The following is a 2,024-nucleotide window of genomic DNA, read 5'->3' as shown; positions in this document are numbered from 1 at the left end:
AAATATGAATACGAATGAAGTAAAAGCTTATTTAGGAATTAGTAGCTTCATTTTTAGTACTCTTATGAAACAAGGACAATTAAATCCAATTAATCGAGAGACCTGGCGTTTAGATGGTAGCTTTTTATTTAAGCGAGAAGACATAAAAAAGCTCAAAGAAGATCGTGAAACAGAAGGAATTACCTTATATCAGGCAGCAAAAGATTATAATGTGAGCATGTATCAACTTGAAAAGTGGATAGAAGAAGGAGTATTGACTTGCACTATACAGAAACATCGTAATCGTGAGACTAAATTTGTAAATGAGGAAGAAATACACGGATTGGTACAGCAATTGGATCAGGCCAATACGCTGTATACATTCTCACAAAAATATAATGTAGTATTGTTCCAAAAATTTATGGAAGGTAATAAATTAGCACGCATTATATCCATTCCGAAGCGCGGAGATATTGTGCTTATTGATGAGTTTGGAAACAATATGACACTAGAAGATTCAATTAAAATGGGATATAAGCCTGCATATATTTTATCCGATAAACCAAGAAGTCATCACCAAAAGTTTGTAAAGTTTCGTTTTCCTAAATCAAATCAATTGCGAAGTAACATTTTTCACTTAATTGACTTAATACTACAGTATGTATCACCAAGAAATATTAAGGTTTCTGAGGAAGATGGTTTTTGGTACTTTGATGTTCGTCAATCCATTATTCAATTACCAATGCAAATGCAGGTAGAATGGATTGATTGTTTAACCCCATATATAATAGAAGGAAAATTAACAAGACGTGTTAATAATAGTGTGTATTTAGATAGCAGTAGTGTTACTAAAGCAGTAACGATAACAAGCAGTGAATACCATGCAATCACAAACATTGTAAAAGAAACGAACAGTTCTATTGAAGAATTTATTGCATCCGCTATTCGTGAAAAGATTTATGATTATCAAGCGTCAGACAACTAAATTATAAAAATAAAGAAAAGACGCTTTAAAGCGTCTTTTCTTTCAGAGTGTTGGGAAATCTTTTTTGATTTTAGCGAAAGAAAACAATATAAAATAATAGAATTTAGAAAAATAGCCCTCCACCAGACCCCTTTTGGTTAGATGGAGAGCTATTTTTTCATGTTTTGATAAGCTGCGATGAGACACGCTTGCATTTGGACAGACTTCAGCCCTCGAAACCGCGCGTATCGATAGCCATTTAGTTCTTTGGCGTCCGCAAAGCTTCGCTCTATAGTCGAGCAGCGTACCTTGTATAGTTTTTTATCTGTACTTGTTAATTTGTTTTTTCTGGCAATATCTTTATATTCCTCCCAAATATGATGTGTAATAACTTTCTGTTTTTGTTTTTTTGAAAAACATTTATCACGCAATGAACAAACTACACAATCTGTTGGATCAGACTTATATTGACGATAGCCTTCTCTATCGGTTCTCGCATACTCTAAAATAGATCCCATCGGACAAGCAAATACATTTGTTTCTTCTACATATTTAAATTTGCTTTTTGGTACTTCTTTATTTCGATTTCCAAATCGGCGATACCCCATCAACTTAAGAAATTTTAGTATCCTCAAATACAAAAACGTTATCTTTTCTAAATAAGCTAAATTAGAAAGGATGACGTTTTTTATGAATCTCTCAATTCAAGATGAATTACAACTATTTTCTGAAGAATTACATCAATATCTTACGCCTTCATTTTTAGAATGACTTGCTAGAGAACTAGACTTTGTACAACGAAAGCGTAAGTTTTCGGGCCACGATTTAGCCACTATCTGTGTTTGGATTAGTCAACGAGTAGCGAGTAATTCTTTAGTTAGACTATGCGGTCAACTTCATGCAGCAACAGGAACTTTTATTAATCCGGAAGGACTCAATAAACGTTTCTATAACAAAGCTGTTTGCTTTTTAAAACATATTTTCTCTTTATGATTAAAAAATAAAACTTGTGAACCATCAGTAATTCCAAGCTCTTCAATTGCTTATTTTCAACGAATTCGTATTTTAGATGCAACGATTT

At 32.9% G+C, this 2,024-nt stretch carries 1 protein-coding gene and 2 pseudogenes; 2 read left to right on the top strand and 1 reads right to left on the bottom strand.

Going from position 1 to position 2,024, the window contains the following annotated elements:
• The coding region (locus V7038_RS26520; RefSeq protein ID WP_335695880.1) for a DNA-binding protein at positions 1-964 on the top strand (964 nt) is incomplete at its 5' end.
• A 108-nt stretch (positions 965-1,072) separates the two neighbouring features.
• Here the strand turns inward: V7038_RS26520 and V7038_RS26515 are convergent.
• A pseudogene (locus V7038_RS26515) lies at positions 1,073-1,554 on the bottom strand (transposase); the annotation flags it as partial.
• Between the two features lie 79 nt (positions 1,555-1,633).
• On the opposite strand from V7038_RS26515, the pseudogene V7038_RS26510 reads away from it, so the two are divergent.
• A pseudogene (locus V7038_RS26510) lies at positions 1,634-2,024 on the top strand (IS4 family transposase); the annotation flags it as partial.

The organism is Bacillus sp. JJ783 (assembly GCF_036963225.1).
Taxonomy (GTDB): Bacteria; Bacillota; Bacilli; order Bacillales; family Bacillaceae_G; genus Bacillus_A; species Bacillus_A cereus_U.
The sequence above is the reverse complement of the archived record's forward strand: the minus strand, read 5'-3'. Positions and strand labels throughout refer to the sequence as shown.